Genomic DNA, 16,919 nt, shown 5'->3' with positions numbered 1-16,919 from the left:
GAGGCGCTGACCGCACAGGGCAAACAGCCGCTGGCGCGGTCCGATCGAGGGGGGGCTCACAGCGACCTATTATCGTCGGTGCACGGAATATGGCGGGATGAAGGGCGACCAGGTCAAACGGCTGACGGAGCGCGAGACAGAGGCTTCACGCCTCTCGGGAGGCGGTGGATTTCCACTGGCTTAACATCAAGCGGATCAGCCAAATGCCACCGAAGCGATTACATCGAGAATATCCTGTTCAGCTTCAATCAGGTTGCCAGGCCGCCGATCACAGGATTGTGGCCCAATGTACCGGGCTGGTCGGCCAGCATATGCAGGTGCTCGAAATCGCGAACGATCAGAAAGCCGGCCTCCGACAGAGCGTCGACGAATGCAAATCTCGCTGCTTCGGCGGTCCTGAGATTGGACATGGCTTTTTGGCACACGTCCAAAGCATGTTCATAGAGATCACCGCCCTCGTCCGGCCACCGCGTGCGCATGAACTCCAGCGTTTCGATGACACCACAAATTTCAATCCAATGCTCGGCGTCCAGCAGGAAACGAACTGGTTTGTCGAAATGGCCACTGTTCATAGTCTACCTCTGTGTCACTGCTTGAGCCTGGCCAATACTTCAATGCGCACCCGGCTGCACGAGTACTGGCCAGCTACTCGGCTTATATCCGTTCCGATGAAGCCTCTCCGAGACTTCACTGCAAGGACGGACTACCCCCCTCCGATGAATGTCGACCACCGGCCGCTCGACGCCTGCGCGCCGTCCGATTGTAGCGGGACACACTATTCGGCCGATCGCTGTCCAGCGCGCGAAGCGCATCCATGATCTCATCGAAGGGGACAACGCGCCCTTTGCGGATCTCCCGAAGGCTCGGAGTCGCCTCCAAAGCGCAGGCGTCCGAAGCCCATGCTGCCAGGATTGCCCGCTTTTCGTTCAACGTCAGATCCGGATCGGCAATGATGTCCCTTGGATGATCGAAGGCCGATCCGGGATTAAGAAGTTGGGAAACATCGAATTCGTTTCGTCGTGTTCGCTTTTCCATGACAGTATTCTCCGTAGACGGAGGGCGATAAATTAGCGCCCCTCTAGTCATAGCATTCAAGCTGCCTTGGCTGGCCTACTTTGATCGGCGGCTTCAGCGGAACTGATCTCAATGCGGCGGGGCTTCATGGCCTCCGGTATCCGCCGCGTCAGATCGATTTGCAGCAAGCCGTTTTCGAACCTTGCGCTGTCGACCTCGACATAATCGGCCAGATTGAAGCGACGTTCGAAGGGCGCGGCCGATATGCCGTGATAGATGTAAGCTGCGCCATTCTTGGTCTCCGACTTGCGTCCGACTATGATCAAAAGATTTTGTTGTGTCGTGACAGCTATATCGCTCGCTTTAAAGCCAGCGACGGCCAGGCTGATCCGGAAACTGTCTTCACCGGTCCGGATGATGTCATAGGGGGGATAGCCTTCGACTGTCTCCCTGGTGCCTGCATTCAGCAGGTCGAACAGGCGATCGAACCCAATCGCCGATCGGGCAAAAGGTGTGAAGTCGTAAGTTCTCATAGCCACATCCTCGTGAAAGCAACATGGTTATAAGCAGCGCGCCAGACGCCGCTGACGTCTGCATCGGGCCCATATTGGGCACCCGACGGGCAACGAGATGGTAAGAATGACATCCCTTTCAAGGGAGCCGGAAGAAAAAATTCTCACGCACACCCTTGCCCCGACATCGGTCTCCATTTCTGCACTCATCATGGCTGCCATCAGTTATGATCGATCAGCATTGTGCCCTCTCAATCCGTTTCGTGCTGAAATGTTTGAAGGACTGCCGCCAGTCTGGCTCGCACCTCGGTATTGGCCGCGGCTTGTACTGTGGCGCCGGATTCGGACGTTGCGCGAACCATGTACTCACCATTCCGTGCCTGCAGCGCATCGATTTTCCATTTTGGCCTGCCCCATGCCCTCAGCTTTTCGACGGCATCGAGGGACGAGGTTAGCATCGGAATAAAGGTCGGTGTTTCCACCTTCGTCGGTGAATCATAAAGCATGATGATCGTCGACGATGGATGAGCTCTGACATTGGTGTATTCAACCAGGGCATCCGGAACATACTGCAGCGCTGCCGCTATTTCGCAATCCAACCTGGGATCACGCCCCTCGCTCTGTTTGACTCGTTGAACCAGGTCCTCAAGTTTCGTTTTGTCGATCAGCGAGCTTGCTTCGTTCATTTTGCTCCCACCTTCCTCAAGGGAGTAACGACTTGGAAAAGGATGCGCCGTTTTCTCGGCTTGACGGATCCGACAAATCCCACAGCCGCTCAGCCGCAAAATCGGCGCTAGTGCTGCTGCTGACCGCGATGCCGCTCAGACACGCGTTCTAAGCGTGAGGCTGGAAACCAGGGCTCTATTTTGCCGTCTGGACGTCGCAGATCCACATTTCCCTCAGGATCGTTGCCAGGGCCGAAATGCAAAGCGATCACTTCGTAAGTTGTTTCGGCGCTGAACATTTCTGACAAAGACGACACTGCGTCCGATTTGACGCGAACGACATCACCGATGTTCACCATATTCTCCTCCTTACACGTGTTCAGAAGTCTACCGAGACGAAAGGCTCAAGTTCTGACCGGTTGTCCCCCGAACCGTTCTGAACCTTTCCTCGTCTTCGGGCTCAACCATCTTGTTCACATTGAAGCCAGCTTCCGATCGCAGGCTGTTGTTGCTTGCGGGTCGGCCGCAAAGCTCTCTTGGCTTCCGAGTGGTCAGATCGCGTGAAAACTCTCGCAGAGGTGCCGAGCTCGCGCCGGCCATTGTCCCAGTCGCAAACCAGGCGTGCCCTTTTTTGCCGGTCTGGCTTATGCGTTCCCCGGCCAGGTCGGGATTTTTGTGGGCAAATAGTCGGATCTGGTTAGACGTCGTGCGGTCGGACATCTTGACCGTCGGCCCGATGCCTTCGCTTTCGCTGAATTCTTCGAGATGCGACATTCCCGCTTCGGCCAGGGCCCCAGCAAAGGCCTGGCGGCAGTCATCGGCATTCATCCGACCGAGGGCAGCAAGATAACATGCGTTGCGCGCGGCCAGATATGCCGGACCTCTTGCTTGCGGCCAGTGATGCAAGAGAAAATAGGAAGCTTCGGCTGCATTGGAAATCCGCTGCAGCAAGTTTGGGCGAAGCATGAAGACGACGGGTCTTTCAAATGATGCTTTGCTCATTGCCAGACTTGAACCAAGCTAAGTTCAGAGCAAATCCGCTCCTTCCTGTTGATCGGCGGGGCGGCAGTCATGCTCATACCGCCGCCCCTGCGCTGCTCAGCTCTTAACCTCAATCCGCTTGACCTGCGTTTGCGCCTTCGCGGTCTTGGGTAGCGTAATGGTCAGCACACCATTCTTGAATCGTGCACTGACCTTGTCTTCCTCGACCTCGAGGCCAACGGGGATACGCCGCTCGAACTGACCGTAGAAACGCTCGGAGAATTGCCTTTCCCTATCCTCGGTCTCCGAATGCTTCTCACCCTTCAATGTCAGCACGCCCTCGCTCAGGAAGACTTCGACATCCTTTTCCGACAGCCCCGGCACTTCGGCGGTTACCTTGATCTCCTTGTCGTTGTCGGAAATCTCCACGCTGGGCCAACCCGCCCCGGAAGCACCTAATCTGCCGAAAGCCGGCGACCGGGTGTCAAAGCCACGAAAGGCGTCGTCGAACAGCTTGTTCACCTCCCGGTGCAGTGACAGGAACGGATCGCGGTCGCCGTCGCGAGAAAGGGCCGGCAGTTGATCACCATTGCTGCGACCCCAGGGAATCAGATCACGAACACTCATCATCTGTCTCCTCTGTGTTCATTCGATTGCCAAAAGCTTGCATAAGCGCCGGACATCTTGGTCCGGCGCCTTGCTCGAACCGTCTTGCCTGGCCGCCTCAGGCCGCGTGCTTCTCGGCTGGGATCTTCGTAAACTCGGCCTTGGGTGGAACGCCGTAGTCGGCGATTTCAATCCTGCGCGGCTTCATCTCTTCTGGAAGGTCGCGCTTGAGATCAATCGTCAGCAGGCCCTTGTCGAGATTTGCGCCAACGACCTTGATGTGATCAGCCAACTCGAAGCGTTGCGCAAAGGCACGTCCGGCAATGCCGCGATGCAGGTACTGGCCTGCGTCCTCGTTTGCCTTCTGGCCTGACACGATCAAGACGTTGCGCTCTTGGGTGATGCCCAGTTCGTCTTGCGAGAATCCGGCTACTGCCATGGTGATGCGGTAGTCATCCTCGCCTGTCTTGGTAATGTCGTAGGGTGGCCAGTTATTGGCCGTCTCGATACGGCTCGTCGCTTCGAGCGCGTTCAGCATCCGGTCAAAACCGATGCTCGACCGGAAAAACGGTGTAAAGTCGAGAGTGGTTCTCATAGCCACATCCTCCTAAAAGCAACATGGATACAAGGTTGGTTCCAAGCTCCCGCACTGCCGTGGAGCGGGGAGCACCGGCCCCTCAATGGCGACCGGCAACTACGAGTTAGTCCACGCTCGTGGCATTTCAAGAGGCTCGCCGCAGCAATTTTTGCGGTATGCGCGAATGCCGGTTCCTGTCGTGCCCGAGCGCTAATTTTCACGCGACGGAAAGCGATCATCTTTCCCATTATGGCCGTGCGATCAATGGGTTATCACTCGTCACATTCGATTGCTAAAAAATTTTCCATGACTCTCTTGAAATCAAAAAGGCCTTCAACCAACTGATTTTGCGCGCGGCGCCGCCGGGGTCGCGCGCCCCGCTCCGGTCGCCGGATCGGAGCGGTGGAACACTCAAAATTGTTTGTCCTCGAAGGAGAACGATATGACGTTCCGTCCATTGCATGACCGTGTCCTGATCCGCCGCATCGAAGCCGACGAAAAGACGGCTGGCGGTATCATCATTCCCGATACGGCCAAGGAGAAGCCGCAGCAGGGTGAGGTCGTCGCGGTCGGCCCTGGCGCGCGGGATGAAGCCGGCAAGCTGGTCGAACTCGACGTGAAAGTCGGAGACCGCATTTTGTTCGGCAAATGGTCGGGCACCGAGATCAAGATCGACGGTGACGATCTTCTCATCATGAAGGAAAGCGATGTGCTGGGCGTGATCGAGAACGCCGGCGTCGTGAAGAAGGCCGCCTGATGGCTTCTTCATCCCATCACAGTCTTCGATAGCTGCCTATTGCAGGAGAGATCCAATGGCTGCCAAGGAAGTCAAATTCTCCACTGACGCACGTGAGAAAATGCTGCGCGGCGTCGACATTCTCGCCAATGCCGTCAAGGTCACGCTCGGCCCGAAGGGCCGCAATGTGGTGATCGAAAAATCGTTCGGAGCGCCCCGCATCACCAAGGACGGCGTCACCGTCGCCAAGGAGATCGAACTTGCCGACAAGTTCGAGAACATGGGCGCCCAGATGGTGCGCGAAGTTGCCTCCAAGACCAGCGACCTGGCCGGCGACGGCACCACCACGGCGACCGTTCTCGCCCAGGCCATCGTGAAGGAAGGCGCCAAGGCGGTAGCCTCGGGTATCAATCCCATGGACCTCAAGCGCGGCATCGACAAGGCCGTCGATGCGGTCGTCGCCGAGCTGAAGGCCAACGCGCAGAAGATCACCAGGAACGACGAGATCGCCCAGGTCGGCACGATCTCGGCCAATGGTGACACCGAGATCGGCCGCTTCCTGGCCGAAGCGATGCAGAAGGTCGGCAATGAAGGCGTCATCACCGTCGAGGAGGCCAAGACCGCCGAGACAGAGCTCGAAGTGGTCGAGGGCATGCAGTTCGACCGCGGCTATCTTTCCCCTTACTTCGTGACCAACCAGGAGAAGATGCGCGTCGAGCTTGAAGATCCCTACATCCTCATCCACGAGAAGAAGCTGGGCAACCTTCAGGCCCTGTTGCCGATCCTGGAGGCGGTCGTGCAGTCGGGCAAGCCCCTGGCCATCATCGCGGAAGACGTGGAGGGCGAGGCCTTGGCGACGCTGGTGGTGAACAAGCTACGCGGCGGTCTGAAGGTTGCGGCGGTCAAGGCTCCGGGCTTTGGCGACCGGCGCAAGGCCATGCTGGAGGACATTGCCATCCTTACCGGCGGGACGGTGATTAGCGAGGATCTCGGCATCAAGCTGGAGAACGTGACCCTCGAGATGCTCGGCCGTGCCAAGAAGGTGGTGATCGAGAAGGAAAACACCACCATCGTCGACGGTGCGGGCGGCAGGAACGACATCGACGGGCGCGTTGCCCAGATCAGGGCCCAGATCGAGGAAACGACCTCGGACTATGACCGCGAAAAGCTGCAGGAGCGGCTGGCCAAGCTCGCGGGCGGCGTCGCGGTCATCCGCGTTGGCGGCGCCACGGAAGTCGAGGTCAAGGAACGCAAGGATCGTGTGGACGATGCCATGCATGCGACTCGGGCGGCCGTCGAAGAAGGCATTCTTCCGGGCGGCGGTGTGGCTTTGCTGCGGGCATCCAAGGCCCTCGACGCGCTCACGCCCGACAATGCCGACCAGAAATACGGCATCGACATCGTCCGCCGGGCCGTTGAGGCGCCGATACGCCAGATCGCCGAAAATGCCGGATGGGAAGGTTCGCTCATCGTCGGTAAGCTGAGGGAGAGCGCGGAATACGCCCATGGCTGGAACGCTCAGACAGGCGAATATGGCAATCTTTTCGAGCAAGGGGTGATCGATCCTGCCAAAGTCGTTCGCACGGCTCTGCAGGATGCGGCCTCGGTTGCCGGCCTGCTTGTGACCACCGAGGCCATGGTGGCCGAAAAACCGAAGAAAGAGGCAGCTCCTGCCATGCCTGCTGGTGCTGGCATGGACTTTTAGTCGGCAGGCCACTTCCTGAACGGGGAGTGGCCCCTAACGCCGGTGCAGCACCCAGTGCTGCCGGGAGGCGGAGATGAGGGGAAAGGATTCTAATCTACTGAGCCAAACAAACGGGACCTGACCAGGAGGTTCTGTCGCAAACTCAGAGGAGTGACGCGAAGTTCACTCGCGCCAGGCGGTCACGAGGCGAGCATTTCGAATTGCTTTGAACAGCCCCGAGTTTCGTAGACACCCTCGGGTTAGATTTTCTGCTGCTTCTCGAACGCTACGGGCGACAGCATCCCGTTCCTGTCCGATGTGAATTGGTGGGTAGGTCGCATGCCGATCGCACCACAACTTGTTGATATATTTGGCACTACTGGGGCCCTGCCGCGATGCCGATTCACATCATGAACGATGTGGAGGAGGCTGACGCGTGGTATCAACGGATAATGGAGTTCGAATTGATCTCGAACCAAGCGCCGGCATTTGCGGACGTCAAGCGCGGTTCCCTCCGTCTGCTTCTGAGTGGTTCCAAAAGCTCGGCGGGGTGGGCGGTGTCCGATGGCGAGAGCCCCCGACCAGGCGGCTGGAACCGCACCCACCTCGTAGGGGAAGATTTTGTTGGCAGAGATCACCCGACTGACAGCTGTAGATGTCTTAAAAACGAGAACTGTTAGTGTAGAATCTCGACAGGCCGATCGCCAAACCCACGATGAAAACAATGACAGCCAGGGGGCCTTCGAAAAAGAGGAGAAACGCGAGCCCCGGTGCTTCCGAGTCTGTGAACCATGCTTGCCCAGCGAGCGGCATGATCGCAGCTAAAAGAATGATGAATCCGCCTGCGATCGGATGCCCATATTTGAACATTAAGATTAGACCAACGATATAAACGACCCAGTGGCCATAGAGCATAGCTTCATACAGTGGCCAGCTTTGGATTACCGTTGGGTTCAACTTGATATCCTAACCGGGATTTCGGCGCGGGTCATTTGCACGAGTTCCATCGCCCGATCCTGTGTAACCAGGCCGGCAAAATCCTCGTCGATGAGGAAGACGAGAGGTGTGGTCTGGGCTCTGTCGACTGGCGACCATTTCGCCCAATGGGCTCGCACCGTCCTCCACGCCATAGCATGGTCTCCCCGGCGCAGAAACGCTTTCGCAATCGACACGGCGTGATCGAACCTGACTTGGCCGCCCATCTGGTCGAACAAGCGGATCATCTCATCGTCGAGATGGTACATGCAGGCGAAAACGAGGCGTCGCTCTGGCGAGCAGCCTCGATTCCACTTCGATTTCATGGCGATGTCGAAGAGATCAGGCCTCGGAATCTGAGCCTTCGGACGAAAAATGTTCCAGTCGCCATGCAACCCGATGCCCCCTTCTCTCAACGCATATTCACCGAGTTGACTAAGTATGAGGAGAAGCCTTTGAGCTCCCTCAATCTTTGTTTTCGGAAAGCCCCAGGGATTTGTCTGTAGATCCGCTTCGACCCGCTGTGAAGCAGCATCAGCCGCGTGGGCGATTGCCCGCCAATCTCCCGTCTCCCGTCCCGCACGTCCCAGCAGCAGGACCAGCTCGTCAAAGACGTTGCCGGCATAGACCGCGAAAGGATTAGCGATCAGCTGCGCAGCCTGAACGATAACGTCGCCCCATCGCCACAGATAGGCCGATAGCTCCGCCGCAGAAGCCGCAGCGCCATCGTCGCCTGCTTCAGCGTGCTGAGCAAGGACTGGCAACGCCGTTCCGACATTTCCCCGGAGCGCTTCGATGCGGGCAAGATCGATTGGGCTCTGCTGTGTCATTGATGCTCCAAAAGACGCTTGTCGGGTATCCCGACAACGTGGTCGCGCCCGTCATCGGTGTCCCAACTGCGGCAGTTGCCGAGGAGCGTCATGTACGTCCCCCCCCGCCAACCAGGCGGCAAGTCCCGCAACTGCGCCATCTGCGGCGTAGAAGAGCATGAGGAAGAGATCGAAAAGAATGCCTTGCGATGTAGGCAGGCTGTCTTTTGTCAGCACAATGCCGCCCTGAGTATACGAGTAGCTGCCGCCATTCGTGTAGACCAGGACATGGAGGCCCACCGCCATCAGAAGACAAAAAGCGGCGCCAACGGCAGCGCCAATCTTGATCGCATCCCAGCGGGACGTTAGTCCGTATCTGCTGGCCCATTTCCAGGCCGGATAGCCAAGCGCGAAACAAATCACCAAAGAGATCGGCAGTCCGATTGCCGCCGTAAAACCGACGGGGCCAAAAATCTCTCTGGCGCTGGGCCAAACCGTATCATTGGAAGTCAATGACAACATGCCGTTAGCGAGCAGCGGCAGCGCTGTCGCTAGAACCATAAAGAATCCCCATGCAGCCAGCGATGCCGCCAGCAGGCCTCTCGCACGATGAGGATTGCTGGCTGCGACGGCCGAGTTCGCGTTCCGCACTGTTGATGACCTCCCTCGCTTCTGCAGTCGTCGAATTCCTCAAAACAAGTTGTAGCCGGGGGTAAGCAGATTCTTGGGATCGTAATGGCGCTTGGCTTCACACAGCGCCGGCCATCTCGATCCGAAATGCACTTTCCAGTCCTCGGATGACATCGGAAAAGTGCCCACCGGGTATTGCACACCGCCGGCTCCGCGAAGGCGTTCATAGAGCCCGCGGTTCCGCGCAATCGCTTGCTCCAGCTTCGCGGCATCGTTCTGCGACGGAATGCAGATAATGTTGAACGGAAATATAACGCCCTCGTGTGGCAAACGCACCAGCGGCGTATGAAACCTCCCCGTGTGCATCGGGTAATAGGTGACCCGTCCGAAAGATCCCACTTCCGCACCCGGCAGTTCGCCAAGGATCTCACCGGCAATCTGCTCTGCGCGACTGCCAGGAAGAAAGGTGAAGAGCCACGGCTGTGGATTGAACCAATGACCGTTCGATCGCAGCAGAGCTTCGAGCTTGGTGAAGGCGAGCGCATCGTCACGATAACTCAGGTCGGTGATCGCCGCGGCACTGCGGTCATCCGACAATGACGCCAGCAGGGCCTCGTCGTTGGGAACCAAATTGCCGTCATGATAGACGGCGCCCTCGAGCTGATATCGCCAGCCGCCGTTCGGTTCGGGAATAATCGCGCCCTGCAACTGATCGAAGCGATCTTCGGCCAATGCACGGCGTTGGTCCGCGGTCAGCATCGCCAAATCCCGATAGAACAGTTGAAACCGGCGAACCCGTTCTGGCGCACGCACCAACCGCAGCGCAACACGCGTGATGATGCCGCACTGCGCCAGTCCGCCGCGAGCAACATCGAACAGGTCCGGATTCGAATTTGGCGAGCACCTCAGTTCCCGACCATCGCCCGTTCTGACGTCCATCTCGAGAATCTGGTCTGTCTGCATCCCATGGCGCGACGACGCACCACCGATTCCGCCCACGGCTATCGTCCCACCCACTGAGAGGCCGAGATAGTTCGGCAGCACCGGCGGCGTGAGCCCTTGCGCCAGCGTCGCTTCGAGCACGCTATTCCACGTTGCGCCGGCATCGACCACGATACGATCCGGCTGAACATCTCGGATCGTACTGACCGTGCTCATGTCTATCACGACGCCGTCTTCAGTCAGGGAGCGGCCGTACGTCGAATGGCCCTGGCCGCGTGCCGCGACTTTGACGCCCTGGTCGCCAGCCCATCGCATGAGGCTGGCAATGTCGGCACTCAATGCTGGCTTAAGGACGGCTCGCGGCTGTCGGTGAATGATGTTTCCGAAATCGCGGGCAGCTGCTTCGCGAACATTCGTATCGATGCTGAACTCGCCATCGACGGATGGCGCATCATGAGGCCTGGCTTGAGCGGTTGTAGGCACGCCCTCAGTCCGAGAGGCCAAGGCCGCGGTGATGCCGGCAGTCGCGCTTAGCAGCGTACGTCTGTTGGGAGTCACCGGGCGCTCCTCAACGCAGATGAAAAAGTGGCGAACTCGATGGCTCGCCTTCCCAACAATGAGATCGCTTGTTCTTTGAGACAATCGACGCCATGCGGAATAAACATTCCCGAAAATCGGGATAATCGACCGATGCTCTCAGAGCCGCTCGTGCTTCAGCCTCTCGGCCAGCATATCGACGAACAGCCTGGTCTTGGCAGGTGCCATGCCGCTCGGCGGCAGGACGGCCTGGACCGGCATTCGTGGCGGCTCGAACTCTTCCAGCACGACTTCCAGAGCGCCGCTGTCCAATAACTCCCTGATCTGCCATAAAGGACCGTATCCGATGCCTACCCCCTGGAGGACGGCGGCATGGACCGCGGCGGTGTTGTCGGTACGAAAATGCCCCTTCACCTCCACCGTTTTGATCTGGCGTCCGACCCTGAAGCGCCAATTTTCAACTTCACCATCGCCGGCGATGCGCAAGACGCATTGGTGTTGCATGAGGTCAACAGGTTGTCGTGGCCGACCATGACCCGCGAAATATCCGGGCGCGCCATAAGCCACGATGCGAATCTCGCTCAGCCGCCGTACCTTCAGCGAAGAATCCGGCAACTCCCTGATACGCACTGCCAGATCCACGTCTTTACCAATCACGTCGATCGGGTGATCCGACGCCGTGAGATCAACCTCGATCCCTGGATAGTGATGCATGAACGCGGCGGCGGCCGGCACGACGAAGGCTGGGGCGAAGTGGGCGGGCGCGGCGATCCTCAACAGTCCCGCCGGCTCGATGCGGCGGTTCGCTGCCTCGAGTTGTGCCTCGCTGATCTCCGTGAATGCCGGCTTCACGCGGCGATAGAACGCCAAGCCAGCCTCGGTTGCGAAGGACCGCCTTGTCGTTCGCCGCACCAGCTCGACCCCAATTTTGCGCTCGAGTGCGGCGAGCGAGCGATTGACCGCTTGCAGGGAACGGCGGAGACGACGGGCCGCCGCCGTCTGGCTGCCTGCCTCGATGACGGCAAGAAAGGCCTCAAGGTCCTCCATGGCACTACCCACCAATCCTCTCATATCTCGGTATAATGTATCACGAGATCGATGGATTGTCCCGGTTTCGTCCAGATCGTAGCATTGGCGGACAGGCGCTGAGATATGTCAGATCATCTATGCCGCGATGACCTGCATTCTCGAGACCGTCTCCGATTCCGTGTCGACCTGTCGCCCGGATTTGCCAAATTGCTTGAGCGCATGGAGGACGCGACATCTTGACCCTGACCAAGCACGACCGCGCCTACAGCACCCATCAGGCCACTGCCCGAACTCGATGGCGGAACGCGGTCGCAACGCTCTCAGCTGTCATCGTGTTGCCGGCCACGGCAATCGCACAGGTTCCAAAAGAATTTCAAGGCGATTGGTGGTCAACGGGGGCCCCGTGCGAACAACTTGATCCGTATCTGAACCTGCTTAAAATTTATAAAGATAGTTTAGAAATTTACGAAGTCGGATGCGATCGATTAAAAATACAAAGTAAAGGACCTCTCAATATTCTTCATTTCGCGGCAACTTGCTCCAAGGGCGGAATTCCGGCTTCGAAAGGAACGATAGAACTGAGCCGAGAGAATAATATTCTCTCCTTGAAGCTTGTCGGTTTTTCCTGGAACGCTCCGACGGTCGAAACTTTCCATCGATGTCAGAGATGAGGAGGTAATGATGATCACCTTCCGATTTTCGACGCTCGGCGGGCTTTGCGCGTCCATGCTGCTCGTCGCCCTTACCTTGCCTCTTGCCGCCAAAAAACCGACAGCGACAGCAGGCAAGGATCTGCACCAATATTGCCGCCAGGTGCGCAACGACGACGCGATCCGCGAATACACTCACGACCTCTTCGAAGAGACGGTCAAGGTCTACATGAAGGATAGTCCGGACCGAAAGGGCGCAGTGGACGAATCGGAGCTCAAGAACCAGGCTCAGTATCGCTGCATGGACGGCAAGGTGATGGTTTGCTTCATCGGAGCGAACCTCCCCTGCGTGAAGATCAACACCGCCAAAGACAATCCCGGAGCTGCGGCAGCCTGCAAAGGTGCCAAGGACGGGAAAACCCCCGCGGCCGCTCAGGTCGGTCACGATTCAGCCTATTCCTTTGTCTGTCGCGGTGGGAAAGCGGTTGTCGACGGCGAGGCTTGGATGTTAGACACACGCGGCTTCGCAAAAGAAATCTGGACCGAACTCCCGGATTGATAGGAGTCATCGGCATCGCGGACTTATGACCGTGAAGTTCTGCCCCCCCGGCCTCAAAACCCAACTCGAGCCGTCGATGAGGCTCCCAAAAGATCTTTGAGGAGGAGCTGATGTGGAACCGCCTGGAGAAGGCGTGGCACGACAACGAAAATGTTCAGGGCATGATCCTCGACCAGACCGATCGCGGTTTCACTGTGAACTTGGGCGGCGTCTTCGCATTTTTACCCGCCACCCAGGTTGATATCCGGCCCCTTCTTGATGTGACCCTGCTGAAGAATGCTCCGCAATCGTTTCAGATCATGAAGATGGACCGCGAGAACGGTACCATCGTTGTGTCGCGCCGGGTTGTGCTCGAGGCGGCTCGCTTTGAGCGGTTGAGACAACTCGCGGAAGGCCAGGTCACCGAAGGCGTGGTGGACAACATTGTCGATGAAGGCGCGTTCGTCGATCTTGGCGATCATGTCTTCGCGTTGCTGCCTTCCTCGGATATTTCCTGGCGGCGCGTGAAGCACCCGAGCGAAGCGCTTGACGTCGGGCAACGGATCAAGGTCAAGATCATCAAGATCGATCCCGAGGGCCAGCGCGTTTGGATCGGTATCAAGCAGTTGCTCGACGATCCGTGGGAAGCAATCGAGGCCAAGTTCCCGGTTGGTGGTCACTTCAAGGGGCGCGTGGTCGATATTCAGGAGTATGGCGCCTTCGTGGAACTTGAGGCCGGTATCGAGGGCCTCGTTCATATGTCCGACATGGCGTCACCCCGGGAAGGTCCCTCTACAGCGGATTTGTTGTCCCTGGATCAAGAAATCGATGTCCAGATCCTCGAAGTCGACGCTATCAAGCGCCGCATCTCGCTTTCGGCAAATCCCACCCGCCGCGAAAGATAGCGCGGCGGCCACCTGAGTTCCCGCTTGGCCTTGGCGTTTGACCCACCTCGATTCTGTCATCATGATGACGATATGCTGGCCAGCTTCAAGACAGCGATGCTGAGCCGGCAGGATGTCGCGGACATCGTCGTGGATGCTGTGTGGCTGGGATTGCGAGGATAGACGCGCTGACGGAACGTGCAACCTCTTATGAATTACTTGCCTCCCTTTGGCGTTCTGCTTGGATCTGGCAGCGCCGTCCAAAACACATCGGCAAAGCCACGAGCATCCAGCCTCCAGGGGCCGCCTATGATCTCGGCGCGGCCGTCACGGCATCTATATTCATACAATGAGTCATGCCCGGCGACCGACGGACCGACATTGTCATCGTTGGGGTAGTCTTGGCAGAACCTGGTGACACGCGACATACCCTGGCTCTTGTCGAGTTTGTCGCAAGGATGGTTGGCACCGATGGCGCAGACCATGACCCTGCCGTACATGCAGCGAAACTTCGCATAACGGCCCAGATAGGAATCGAGGGCGCTGTCGTCTTGAGCAGCATCCAATCCAGGCAGATCCAACTCGGATGCCTGGCTCAATTGCCTCAAGGCCTGCATTGTTCGCTCGCGCAGGCCCGGCGCATATTCGCGCAGCGTGTCGTCAGTATCGACGCGCGCGCAGTAATCGGCGAGGTTCTCATGGGGGGTACCGGCGTCTGTACCTCGCGCCGATGGCATCGCAAAAGTTCCCAGACTCATGGCCAGGCATGAAGACAAGACGGGCGAGAGTTGCCGGATGCTCGCATAATGCCGCACAGGCCCGGCGCATTCATACCTGCATACAAATATGCCTGAGTGGATCACATGAGCCGCCAAACGAGCGTGACGCACCGCGACAGCCCGGATCCGGCCAAGTACTTTGTTCGTGGCCGCCGCTGACGGAGACGGTCTCCAGGCCCGCAGCCTGGCATCAGCCCGTGCACCTGCAGCCGTTCGAAATGCGTGTCGCTTGCGGACCTTGAGCGCGAGATCTGTCAAATTGACCTGCATGTGCGATACGGCCTTTCAACGAGCCTCCCATGCCGTCGATGATATCTATGACAGTTTTTGAGACAATTCTCGTTTTCAAGAATACATTATCTCAAGAATCGAAAGGATCGAGTCGCATTGAAGAGCCGATGGTTTTCATCGCGATTATCGAGGAAGGCAGCTTTCTGCGCAGCCCCGAATGCCTGCTTGCCAAGCCTGCTGAGCGCCAGATCATCGATCCCAGCGGCCAGCCGCAGCGTCCCGACGGCATCGATCAGGCCCATGTGACGATCTGCATCCAAGTCGATGTCGCAACAGTTGCTGGTGTCATCCCAGCTCAATAGCGCGACGAGCAATGCGGTTCTTGATTAGGGCTTGGCGATGACGGCCGTTTGCGAGATGAGGAGCACGGCTGTCGCAAAAACGATAGTCCGCAACAATGTTCTCTCCTTTGGAGGTCCCACAAAACCTACGACGCACGATGATACGCTAGGGTGCGCATGCCGCTGTGCTCACAATCCACTCAAGTATCTGCTTAAACTAAATTTACATCAATCGCGCAAAGCCCTGTGCATTCCTTGCGTCGCCACATTCTGCGATGGCGTATCGAGTGTGTTGTAACGAGACGAACCTCAGGTCCGAATTCTGAGGGCTGCCTCCGCTCTGTCGGCGATTTGCGTTACTATATATGCGATCACCATGTAGACTACGACCGCAATCGCAAATGCGTCGAGGTAGAAATAATTTAGCGCGGCAGTCAACTGGGCTTGCGCAAAGATATCGACAACCTCGATGGCGAAGGCAAGAGAGAGGGCCTTCATGATAACCATGAATGAGTTTGCGAGGTCCGGAATCGCGGCGACGATGACTTGCGGGAACAGGATTCGTCGAAACAGCTGGCTGCTTTTGTAGCCCAGTGAGTAAGCGGCGTCGGCCTGCCCAGTATCGAAGGCATTCAAGGCCCCCTTTACAACCTCCGCCTGGAATGCCGCCACACAGGCGGACAAGGCGACGATGATAATGACCCAGTTGGGTAGTTCGTGGGCATTCAGCTGCACCCCGAGCATCGAGGCTGTAAACTGCAGGGCGGGAGGAAGCCCATAATAGGCGAGGAAGATCACGATCACCATCGGCACGCCCTTGAAGGCGATCTTGTAGGCCATCACGAGTTCCCGCAGCACCGGTATCCGCCGGAATTCGATCAGGGCAAATAAGCTGCCGACGATCGTGGAGATGACGAAGATCGCAAACGCCATGGCCAGTGTCATCGGCACTGCGCCCAGGACGCTCCACAGATCCTCGAGCAAGACATCCATATCGAACATGTACCGTGACCTTCTCTTGGATCAGACGCTCGCCATCATCGTGCTTTTTGTCGGGGCAGCCCTGGGTGCAAACCTCGAGGAGCGCAGCTCGAAAAACCGAACGATGAGCCAGGCGACAAGGCACAGCAGTGAGTAGATCACCGCCAGCACGAGATAGGTCTCGAACTGGTACTGGTTGTAGTCCCGCTCCATGATCAGGTGAGCCGTCGCCATGACGTCTGCGGCCCCGATGTACATGACCAGCGCGACGTTGTGGATCAGGTAGATGATGGAGTTTCCATAACCTGGCAGCGCGATGTGTACGGCTTGCGGACCGACGACACGGGTGATCTTCTGCCGGAAGGTATATCCCAGGCTATCGGCCGCATCATGCTGCCCGCGCTCTACCGCAAGGTAGGCTGGTCGCATGACTTCGGACAGATATCCGCCGTGATAGAGGCTCAGTCCCACCATCGCGGCCATCGTGGGCGTGACGAAATCCTCCGCGCCGAGCTGGATTACCAGCAGCGGGAGCCCGTAGAAGGCAACAAACAACTGAAGGACGACAGGAACACTCCGGGCGTAGGATACATAGAGATCGGCAAGCTGGCTGATCATCGGTATCCGCAGGACCCGGAATGTTGTGGTAATCAGAGCCAGGCAAAAGCCGACGGCGAGGGCTGTGAATGTAATTGCGAGTGTCAGCGGCAAAGCCGATAGAAGCTCGGGAATCATTGCAGAGAGGTCCATTTGGAAACACGCCTCCTTCAAACCTCAGCCTTGCCGGTCAATGCCATGATGAAGCGCTCAGCAAAGGC

The 16,919-nt window shown here is 57.9% G+C and carries 22 protein-coding genes; 6 read left to right on the top strand and 16 right to left on the bottom strand.

Translation table 11 applies throughout. From position 1 onward, the window contains the following. Nucleotides 1–248 precede the first annotated feature (248 nt). The 8 genes from ACIGJE_RS33340 to ACIGJE_RS33305 all read right to left on the bottom strand — a co-directional run bounded on the left by ACIGJE_RS33340 (nucleotide 249) and on the right by ACIGJE_RS33305 (nucleotide 4,373). On the bottom strand, nucleotides 249–572 hold the full coding sequence (locus ACIGJE_RS33340) for a DUF982 domain-containing protein (protein ID WP_483681542.1): 324 nt from the start codon (nucleotides 570–572) through the stop codon (nucleotides 249–251). Nucleotides 573–687: 115 nt separating this feature from the next. Further along, the gene (locus ACIGJE_RS33335; protein WP_483681540.1) at nucleotides 688–1,035 is read right to left on the bottom strand and encodes a hypothetical protein; all 348 of its coding nucleotides are present in this window, start codon (nucleotides 1,033–1,035) and stop codon (nucleotides 688–690) included. A 56-nt stretch (nucleotides 1,036–1,091) separates the two neighbouring features. Further along, nucleotides 1,092–1,547, bottom strand: a complete 456-nt coding sequence (locus tag ACIGJE_RS33330; protein ID WP_483681538.1) for an Hsp20 family protein — start codon at nucleotides 1,545–1,547, stop codon at nucleotides 1,092–1,094. Nucleotides 1,548–1,777: 230 nt separating this feature from the next. Beyond that, nucleotides 1,778–2,212, bottom strand: a complete 435-nt coding sequence (locus ACIGJE_RS33325; RefSeq protein WP_483681536.1) for a hypothetical protein — start codon at nucleotides 2,210–2,212, stop codon at nucleotides 1,778–1,780. Nucleotides 2,213–2,319: 107 nt separating this feature from the next. Beyond that, on the bottom strand, nucleotides 2,320–2,550 hold the full coding sequence (locus ACIGJE_RS33320) for a hypothetical protein (protein WP_394315130.1): 231 nt from the start codon (nucleotides 2,548–2,550) through the stop codon (nucleotides 2,320–2,322). Nucleotides 2,551–2,578: 28 nt separating this feature from the next. Further along, nucleotides 2,579–3,193 (bottom strand): DUF982 domain-containing protein, encoded by a 615-nt coding sequence (locus tag ACIGJE_RS33315; protein ID WP_483681534.1) that lies wholly within the window; start codon nucleotides 3,191–3,193, stop codon nucleotides 2,579–2,581. A 96-nt stretch (nucleotides 3,194–3,289) separates the two neighbouring features. Continuing rightward, nucleotides 3,290–3,799 carry an Hsp20/alpha crystallin family protein gene (locus tag ACIGJE_RS33310; RefSeq protein WP_483681786.1) on the bottom strand — a complete coding sequence of 170 codons (510 nt, stop codon included), beginning with the start codon at nucleotides 3,797–3,799 and terminating at the stop codon, nucleotides 3,290–3,292. A 97-nt stretch (nucleotides 3,800–3,896) separates the two neighbouring features. Continuing rightward, nucleotides 3,897–4,373 (bottom strand): Hsp20 family protein, encoded by a 477-nt coding sequence (locus ACIGJE_RS33305; RefSeq protein ID WP_483681532.1) that lies wholly within the window; start codon nucleotides 4,371–4,373, stop codon nucleotides 3,897–3,899. A gap of 424 nt (nucleotides 4,374–4,797) precedes the next feature. Between ACIGJE_RS33305 and groES the strand changes: the two genes are divergently transcribed. Together groES and groL are read left to right on the top strand one after the other, a co-directional pair. Further along, the gene (gene groES, locus ACIGJE_RS33300) at nucleotides 4,798–5,112 is read left to right on the top strand and encodes a co-chaperone GroES (protein WP_483681530.1); all 315 of its coding nucleotides are present in this window, start codon (nucleotides 4,798–4,800) and stop codon (nucleotides 5,110–5,112) included. A gap of 55 nt (nucleotides 5,113–5,167) precedes the next feature. Beyond that, nucleotides 5,168–6,796 carry a chaperonin GroEL gene (gene groL, locus ACIGJE_RS33295; protein WP_483681528.1) on the top strand — a complete coding sequence of 543 codons (1,629 nt, stop codon included), beginning with the start codon at nucleotides 5,168–5,170 and terminating at the stop codon, nucleotides 6,794–6,796. 639 nt (nucleotides 6,797–7,435) lie between these two features. Here the strand turns inward: groL and ACIGJE_RS33290 are convergent. From ACIGJE_RS33290 to ACIGJE_RS33270, 5 genes are all read right to left on the bottom strand, one after another. Beyond that, nucleotides 7,436–7,732 carry a hypothetical protein gene (locus ACIGJE_RS33290; RefSeq protein ID WP_483681526.1) on the bottom strand — a complete coding sequence of 99 codons (297 nt, stop codon included), beginning with the start codon at nucleotides 7,730–7,732 and terminating at the stop codon, nucleotides 7,436–7,438. Next, nucleotides 7,729–8,580, bottom strand: a complete 852-nt coding sequence (locus ACIGJE_RS33285; RefSeq protein ID WP_483681524.1) for a hypothetical protein — start codon at nucleotides 8,578–8,580, stop codon at nucleotides 7,729–7,731. Before ACIGJE_RS33285 ends, ACIGJE_RS33290 begins: the two co-directional genes overlap by 4 nt. A gap of 51 nt (nucleotides 8,581–8,631) precedes the next feature. Next, nucleotides 8,632–9,210: a hypothetical protein gene (locus ACIGJE_RS33280; protein ID WP_483681522.1), complete on the bottom strand. Its 579-nt coding sequence runs from the start codon at nucleotides 9,208–9,210 to the stop codon at nucleotides 8,632–8,634. A gap of 39 nt (nucleotides 9,211–9,249) precedes the next feature. Next, nucleotides 9,250–10,614: an FAD-binding protein gene (locus ACIGJE_RS33275; RefSeq protein WP_483681520.1), complete on the bottom strand. Its 1,365-nt coding sequence runs from the start codon at nucleotides 10,612–10,614 to the stop codon at nucleotides 9,250–9,252. 213 nt (nucleotides 10,615–10,827) lie between these two features. After that, nucleotides 10,828–11,715 carry a LysR family transcriptional regulator gene (locus ACIGJE_RS33270; RefSeq protein ID WP_483681518.1) on the bottom strand — a complete coding sequence of 296 codons (888 nt, stop codon included), beginning with the start codon at nucleotides 11,713–11,715 and terminating at the stop codon, nucleotides 10,828–10,830. A gap of 218 nt (nucleotides 11,716–11,933) precedes the next feature. Here ACIGJE_RS33270 and ACIGJE_RS33265 point away from each other — a divergent pair, with 218 nt between their 5' ends. The 3 genes from ACIGJE_RS33265 to ACIGJE_RS33255 all read left to right on the top strand — a co-directional run bounded on the left by ACIGJE_RS33265 (nucleotide 11,934) and on the right by ACIGJE_RS33255 (nucleotide 13,790). Further along, nucleotides 11,934–12,368: a hypothetical protein gene (locus tag ACIGJE_RS33265; protein ID WP_483681516.1), complete on the top strand. Its 435-nt coding sequence runs from the start codon at nucleotides 11,934–11,936 to the stop codon at nucleotides 12,366–12,368. A 7-nt stretch (nucleotides 12,369–12,375) separates the two neighbouring features. Beyond that, the gene (locus tag ACIGJE_RS33260) at nucleotides 12,376–12,906 is read left to right on the top strand and encodes a hypothetical protein (protein ID WP_483681514.1); all 531 of its coding nucleotides are present in this window, start codon (nucleotides 12,376–12,378) and stop codon (nucleotides 12,904–12,906) included. Between the two features lie 110 nt (nucleotides 12,907–13,016). After that, nucleotides 13,017–13,790, top strand: coding sequence for a 30S ribosomal protein S1 (locus tag ACIGJE_RS33255; protein WP_483681512.1), 774 nt, complete (start codon nucleotides 13,017–13,019; stop codon nucleotides 13,788–13,790). Nucleotides 13,791–13,984: 194 nt separating this feature from the next. Here the strand turns inward: ACIGJE_RS33255 and ACIGJE_RS33250 are convergent, their stop codons facing one another. Next, nucleotides 13,985–14,527, bottom strand: coding sequence for a hypothetical protein (locus ACIGJE_RS33250; protein WP_483681510.1), 543 nt, complete (start codon nucleotides 14,525–14,527; stop codon nucleotides 13,985–13,987). Between the two features lie 320 nt (nucleotides 14,528–14,847). Here ACIGJE_RS33250 and ACIGJE_RS33245 point away from each other — a divergent pair, with 320 nt between their 5' ends. Beyond that, nucleotides 14,848–15,141 (top strand): hypothetical protein, encoded by a 294-nt coding sequence (locus tag ACIGJE_RS33245; protein ID WP_483681508.1) that lies wholly within the window; start codon nucleotides 14,848–14,850, stop codon nucleotides 15,139–15,141. Between the two features lie 288 nt (nucleotides 15,142–15,429). Here the strand turns inward: ACIGJE_RS33245 and ACIGJE_RS33240 are convergent, their stop codons facing one another. Together ACIGJE_RS33240 and ACIGJE_RS33235 are read right to left on the bottom strand one after the other, a co-directional pair. Beyond that, entirely contained in the window at nucleotides 15,430–16,122 is a 693-nt protein-coding gene (locus ACIGJE_RS33240; protein WP_483681506.1) for an amino acid ABC transporter permease, read from the bottom strand. A gap of 21 nt (nucleotides 16,123–16,143) precedes the next feature. Beyond that, nucleotides 16,144–16,851, bottom strand: coding sequence for an amino acid ABC transporter permease (locus ACIGJE_RS33235; RefSeq protein ID WP_483681504.1), 708 nt, complete (start codon nucleotides 16,849–16,851; stop codon nucleotides 16,144–16,146). Nucleotides 16,852–16,919: the final 68 nt, after the last annotated feature.

It is taken from the genome of Labrys sp. E2SS-1L (assembly GCF_057073705.1).
Note: the sequence above shows the minus strand (reverse complement) of the source record. Positions and strands in the feature narration are given on the sequence as shown.

Bases quoted from the DNA above. Each gene is read 5' to 3' on its own strand.
- ACIGJE_RS33340 (WP_483681542.1), bottom strand. From the start codon at position 572: ATGAACAGTGGCCATTTCGACAAACCAGTTCGTTTCCTGCTGGACGCC.
- ACIGJE_RS33335 (WP_483681540.1), bottom strand. From the start codon at position 1,035: ATGGAAAAGCGAACACGACGAAACGAATTCGATGTTTCCCAACTTCTT.
- ACIGJE_RS33330 (WP_483681538.1), bottom strand. From the start codon at position 1,547: ATGAGAACTTACGACTTCACACCTTTTGCCCGATCGGCGATTGGGTTC.
- ACIGJE_RS33325 (WP_483681536.1), bottom strand. From the start codon at position 2,212: ATGAACGAAGCAAGCTCGCTGATCGACAAAACGAAACTTGAGGACCTG.
- ACIGJE_RS33320 (WP_394315130.1), bottom strand. From the start codon at position 2,550: ATGGTGAACATCGGTGATGTCGTTCGCGTCAAATCGGACGCAGTGTCG.
- ACIGJE_RS33315 (WP_483681534.1), bottom strand. From the start codon at position 3,193: ATGAGCAAAGCATCATTTGAAAGACCCGTCGTCTTCATGCTTCGCCCA.
- ACIGJE_RS33310 (WP_483681786.1), bottom strand. From the start codon at position 3,799: ATGAGTGTTCGTGATCTGATTCCCTGGGGTCGCAGCAATGGTGATCAA.
- ACIGJE_RS33305 (WP_483681532.1), bottom strand. From the start codon at position 4,373: ATGAGAACCACTCTCGACTTTACACCGTTTTTCCGGTCGAGCATCGGT.
- groES (WP_483681530.1), top strand. From the start codon at position 4,798: ATGACGTTCCGTCCATTGCATGACCGTGTCCTGATCCGCCGCATCGAA.
- groL (WP_483681528.1), top strand. From the start codon at position 5,168: ATGGCTGCCAAGGAAGTCAAATTCTCCACTGACGCACGTGAGAAAATG.
- ACIGJE_RS33285 (WP_483681524.1), bottom strand. From the start codon at position 8,580: ATGACACAGCAGAGCCCAATCGATCTTGCCCGCATCGAAGCGCTCCGG.
- ACIGJE_RS33270 (WP_483681518.1), bottom strand. From the start codon at position 11,715: ATGGAGGACCTTGAGGCCTTTCTTGCCGTCATCGAGGCAGGCAGCCAG.
- ACIGJE_RS33260 (WP_483681514.1), top strand. From the start codon at position 12,376: ATGATGATCACCTTCCGATTTTCGACGCTCGGCGGGCTTTGCGCGTCC.
- ACIGJE_RS33255 (WP_483681512.1), top strand. From the start codon at position 13,017: ATGTGGAACCGCCTGGAGAAGGCGTGGCACGACAACGAAAATGTTCAG.
- ACIGJE_RS33250 (WP_483681510.1), bottom strand. From the start codon at position 14,527: ATGAGTCTGGGAACTTTTGCGATGCCATCGGCGCGAGGTACAGACGCC.
- ACIGJE_RS33245 (WP_483681508.1), top strand. From the start codon at position 14,848: ATGCCGTCGATGATATCTATGACAGTTTTTGAGACAATTCTCGTTTTC.
- ACIGJE_RS33240 (WP_483681506.1), bottom strand. From the start codon at position 16,122: ATGTTCGATATGGATGTCTTGCTCGAGGATCTGTGGAGCGTCCTGGGC.
- ACIGJE_RS33235 (WP_483681504.1), bottom strand. From the start codon at position 16,851: ATGGACCTCTCTGCAATGATTCCCGAGCTTCTATCGGCTTTGCCGCTG.